Annotated in this window: 6 protein-coding genes and 3 pseudogenes; 6 read left to right on the top strand and 3 right to left on the bottom strand. The window is 68.3% G+C overall.

Annotation, left to right across the window (positions count from 1 at the left end; translation table 11 throughout):
• Both ACFUEL_RS36060 and ACFUEL_RS36055 read left to right on the top strand, forming a co-directional pair.
• Positions 1-398, top strand: a pseudogene (locus ACFUEL_RS36060) (ISAs1 family transposase); the annotation flags it as partial.
• 55 nt (positions 399-453) lie between these two features.
• A complete protein-coding gene (locus ACFUEL_RS36055; RefSeq protein WP_380241863.1) occupies positions 454-675 on the top strand; it encodes a helix-turn-helix domain-containing protein in 222 nt (73 codons plus the stop codon).
• A 28-nt stretch (positions 676-703) separates the two neighbouring features.
• On the opposite strand, the gene ACFUEL_RS36050 is transcribed toward ACFUEL_RS36055, so the two are convergent.
• A complete protein-coding gene (locus ACFUEL_RS36050; RefSeq protein ID WP_380241862.1) occupies positions 704-1039 on the bottom strand; it encodes a hypothetical protein in 336 nt (111 codons plus the stop codon).
• A 455-nt stretch (positions 1040-1494) separates the two neighbouring features.
• Here ACFUEL_RS36050 and ACFUEL_RS36045 point away from each other — a divergent pair, with 455 nt between their 5' ends.
• On the top strand, positions 1495-2232 hold the full coding sequence (locus ACFUEL_RS36045) for a hypothetical protein (RefSeq protein ID WP_380241860.1): 738 nt from the start codon (positions 1495-1497) through the stop codon (positions 2230-2232).
• On the opposite strand, the pseudogene ACFUEL_RS36040 reads toward ACFUEL_RS36045, so the two are convergent.
• Positions 2233-2505: pseudogene (locus tag ACFUEL_RS36040) on the bottom strand (IS5/IS1182 family transposase); the annotation flags it as partial.
• On the opposite strand from ACFUEL_RS36040, the gene ACFUEL_RS36035 reads away from it, so the two are divergent.
• The 3 genes from ACFUEL_RS36035 (at position 2451) to ACFUEL_RS36025 (ending at position 3903) form a co-directional block, all read left to right on the top strand.
• Complete coding sequence (locus ACFUEL_RS36035) at positions 2451-2864, top strand: transposase family protein (RefSeq protein WP_380241865.1); 414 nt, start codon at positions 2451-2453, stop codon at positions 2862-2864. The pseudogene ACFUEL_RS36040 and the gene ACFUEL_RS36035 sit on opposite strands and share 55 nt — an antisense overlap.
• Before the next feature lie 87 nt (positions 2865-2951).
• Positions 2952-3473 carry a GNAT family N-acetyltransferase gene (locus tag ACFUEL_RS36030; RefSeq protein ID WP_380241858.1) on the top strand — a complete coding sequence of 174 codons (522 nt, stop codon included), beginning with the start codon at positions 2952-2954 and terminating at the stop codon, positions 3471-3473.
• A gap of 178 nt (positions 3474-3651) precedes the next feature.
• A complete protein-coding gene (locus ACFUEL_RS36025) occupies positions 3652-3903 on the top strand; it encodes a hypothetical protein (protein WP_380241856.1) in 252 nt (83 codons plus the stop codon).
• Between the two features lie 143 nt (positions 3904-4046).
• Here ACFUEL_RS36025 and ACFUEL_RS36020 read toward each other — a convergent pair.
• Positions 4047-4290: pseudogene (locus ACFUEL_RS36020) on the bottom strand (IS5/IS1182 family transposase); the annotation flags it as partial.

Here is a 4290-nt window from a genome sequence, read left to right as displayed (position 1 = left end):
GCATCAAGACCGCCACCGTGGCCGACCTGGACTTCCCGTACGCCGCCCAGGCCGTTCAAATCGTGCGTCGACGCCGCACCGTCGCAACCGGCAAAGTCACCCTCGAGCGCGTCTACGCCGTTACCGACCTCATGGCCGAACAGGCAGACGCCGCCGAAATCGCACACCGCGTCCGCCGAAACTGGGCCATTGAGAACCAGCTCCACCATGTGCGGGACACCGCCTGGACCGAGGACGTCTCCCGAGTGCGCACCGGCACGGCCCCTCGGGCCATGGCAAGCCTGCGCAACCTCGCCATCGGAGCCCTCCGCCTCGCCGGACACACCGGCATCGCCGCCGGCCTCCGCCACCACACGCGCAACGCCACCCGTCCCTTGGTCACCCTCGGCATCACGTGATCAAACCGGACAGACTCAATGAACGACGCCGCCTTGGGACCAAGAGGGACAACGGTTGCAGAGAATCGTGCGCCGAGGCAGTACGAGCACGGTGCGCTACCGGCGGACGATGATGCTGCCGGCCTCGGCCGACGGCAACCGGGTCCCGGTCATCGCCCGGCCGGTGCAGGCCGACGAGGGCACGGTGCGGGACGTGATCCACCGGTTCAACGAGATCGGCCCGGCCTGCCTGGAACCTCGGATTCCCGTGAGTTCATGGAAACTGAAGCTGGTTTAGCATGGACTCGCGGGTCGGTCGGTGTGCATCAGGTCGGTACGTCCGTGGGTTCGAGTGAGACGCCAGGGTACGGAGCCAGTCGGCGTGCCTCGGTCGTAACCTCTGCGTCGACCTCCGATGAAGCCCTGCCGCCCCCGTAGTCGAGCATGTCGTACTCGTCGTCGAGCTCGGCGAGCCGTTCGGCAAGGGGAAGCTCATGCCCGAAACGCTGGTGGACGCGGAAGGCGAGCTCCGGAGGGGTCAGCTCGCCGGCCAGCATCCGGCGTGCGAGTGCCCGGGCGGCGGCTTCCTGGCCGGCAATACTGTTGACCGGGTAGGAGGCGAGGCCCAGCTCGTCGAGCGCGGAGGGGAGAATCTCGGGCACGTCGTAGTCCGCTTCAGCGCGTGCGCGCCGCCAGGGCCCGCAGGGCGGGACTGTCGAGCCCGGCAACGAGTGCATCGCACGCGGCGCTGACCACATCGCTTGCTCGGACCTCGCCGATGCTCCAGAGAACGGCGTGGTCCTGCAGGCTGCTGGCTGCTGACCGGGTCGACGGCATTGACGCAATGATCCCCGCAAGGGGTGGCCTGGTCGAGCGGGTTTCACTGGCCCCTCTGCTCTGCGGCCTGCGACAGGAGCGCGCGGGCGGAGTCCGCGTAGCGGATCGCGGCCGTCGATGGTCAGGCGGAGGTTGCCGATGTCGACGTCGTCGAACTGCAGGCGGCAGATCGCGCCCGGTCGTGCCGCGTGGACGGCGGCCAGCACGAGGATCAGCCGGTCCGCCGGGCTGGGTTCTGTCCGGCGGATCTTGGCACGTGACACCGCAGTACGCTGGGGCGGTGTTGCTCCCCACCGTCCCGCGCGTCCGCCTGTCGTCCGCCGTTCAGCCGGCTGTCGACACGCCGTTCGGCTCGGTGACCTTCGCCACGACGATCGGGAACACCGGCCTCCCGCTGCTGCCCGATGAGCTGTTCCAGCTGCCGGGTGACCGTACGCTTGCCCGCTGGATGACTCCCGGGGCCCGCGTCGAGCTGCTGCTGACCCCGTACGATCCCGGGCTCGACCCCGAGACGTGGGGGCCGCTGACCGGCTGCCGCGCGGCAGTGTGGCGGATCGACGCCATTGCACCGCTCGGGCGCGTTCGGTTCTCGGCAGAGTTGCCGGCGCGGCTTCCGGAGGGTGCCGACGCGGGGTGGGACGGAGGGCAGGCGTTGGCTGCGATCACGGTGGAGGACGGGACGACCCGGCTCACCGTCGGAGGCCAGGACGAGGAGGCGATCTGCGGCGCCGCCCACGCGGGAGAGGTGCCCCGGCGGTGGGCGGCGCTGAGCAACGAGGTGTACGACCGCTCATTCAGCACCTGGGGTGTGGACTTCGGCCGGTACCACGGCATGACCTGGACGCTGCCTCCGCTGGAGGCCGGCGACCATTGTGAACTTCCCGTGGTGGCCGCCTGGGCCTCGGCCGCCGACGAGAGTGCGAACACCTGGCAGGCCGTCATGCCATCGCCGACGGTGCTGTTGCGTCAGGTCGCTGCCGAGCTGGCGACGCGGACCGACGCCCCGGATACGGGCTGATCACGGCCCGAGCCGGAGCCGGACCGACGCGACGGTGACGGTGCCGTGGAAGACGTAGGCACGCCTGTCACACCGTGCAGCAACGGCCCTGGAGTGCTCGAGTCGGTTGATCGTCCGCTCGACCTCGTTCCGGCGCTTGTACATCTCCTTGTCGAAGCCCGCGGGCCGGCCTCCTCGGCTGCCGCGGCGCCGGCGCTTGGCCTGCTGGTCCTTCGGCTCTGGGACGGTGTGCTCGAGCTGGCGTCTGCGCAGGTGACGGCGATTGCGGCGGGAGGGTCTCCGACGTCGAGCCCGGCAGCGTCCCCGACATCACCGCAGCCCGCATCCATGCCCTCCCCGCCCTCTACAGGGCGGCCGCCGACGGCCTGCCGACCCTGGCGGACAAGGGCTACATCGGCGCGGCCATCGGCATCCCGATCCCCGTCCGCCGCCCAAAGGGCAAGTCCGAACTGGCACTTCACGTCGACACCCGCATGTTCAACACCCTGCTCCGGCACGTCCGGGCCCTGGGCGAGCGCACCGCCGCCGAGCTCGAGCAGCGATGGCGCACCCTCCAGTACGTCACGCCCAGCCCCGGCCGGATCGGCGACATCGCCCGCGCCGTCCTCGTCCTCAACGGAATCTGGAAGTGATCTGCTCCGGGTCAGGGCTGTGACCCGCGACGACGAGATCGAAAAATCGCGCGAACCGCTCGGGGAGCTTCGTCGAGGATGGTTCCCATGACCCATGTGATCGAAGCTCCCGATGCCGACGACGCCGGCTCCCTGGGCCCGCTGCAGTTGAGGGTCTGGCTGCAGACGTATCCCTGCGAGGACGCGGGGATCGACGAGAACTGGATCCGTGAACACCGTGGCTCTTCTGCCTCGGAGGAGGGAATCTCCCAGTGGCGGGAGTTCATCGAGGCGGCGAGGCGGCAGCCGGATCTGCTGTTCTGCCGTGTCGTCCGCTCCGAGAGGGAGATCGTCGGCTTCCTCTGCGGTCGCCGGGGCGAGGTGGTTGCCCTCGGGCCGATGTACCTGCTGGAGGAAGCCCAGGGCCAGGGAATCGGAGGCCGACTGATGGGCGAGTTCCTTACCTGGGCAGGGGACACACCCATGCGCCTATGGGTCACCGACTACAACGAGCGCGCGATCCGCTTCTACCAACACTACGGATTCAAGGCCACGGGCGAGCGAGAGCTCTGGCAAGGCAAACTGCCGAACGTGCGCATGCTCCGGGAACCAACCGACAACCTCAGCTGAGCCTGCACGGAACCAGATCACCCGAGACGGACGATCCCCGCTGAGAAAACCTCAGCGGATCATGGCCTCGTAGTGGGCCGGGCTGGTCTCGTAGTCGCGAGCGAGGCGGCGGTAGGCGGTAGGCGGTGAGCCATGAGAACGAGTCGAACAGCGGTAAAGGGAAAGATGGGAGCGGAAAATGTTCGCCGAGGACCTGGAAGATTGGGTCGACTGGGATCAGGCCGCATACGTGCTCGGCCTGCGCCTGGGGGCGATCACGGCTGAAGTCCCCTTCTCGAAGAGCAAGAGGCTCTTCTGGGAGGACGGGCCGGTCTCGCGTGGCCTCCATGCGGCCCTCCTGGCACTGGTGGAGGCCGGCTTGCTGGAGACGCGTGATGAGGAAGCGCAGTTCAGGTGGGTTTCCACCAAGCCCCTCAACGTGTTCGATTAATCCGTCGGTCGGCCTTGTCTGATTTCTGAGATCGCCTTTGAGATCCCAAGGAGTTGCAGAGTCGGCTACTCCCGAGACGCAACGCCACGGAAGCAGTCGGCAGCACGCCTCAGGCCGCGTTTCGTGATTGATCTTGTGGTGGGTCATTGTTCCTCGGCTCGCAGCCACAGGATCAGCGAGGCGAGGACGACGCCGGCCCGGTAGCGGCTGGCCAACTTGTCGAACCTGGTTGCCACTGCCCGGAATTGCTTCAGCTTGGCAAAGCAGCGTTCGACGACGTTCCGCCCCTTGCAGGCGGTCCTGTCGAAGGCCGGCGGTCGCCCGCCGCGGCTTGCGCGGGGGGCACGGCCGGCGATCTGATACCGGCGTTCGGGGACGGTCGCCCTG

Origin of the sequence: Kitasatospora sp. NPDC057198, from assembly GCF_042670125.1 — a bacterium.
Lineage (GTDB): Bacteria > Actinomycetota > Actinomycetes > Streptomycetales > Streptomycetaceae > Kitasatospora.
The sequence above is the reverse complement of the archived record's forward strand: the minus strand, read 5'-3'. Positions and strand labels throughout refer to the sequence as shown.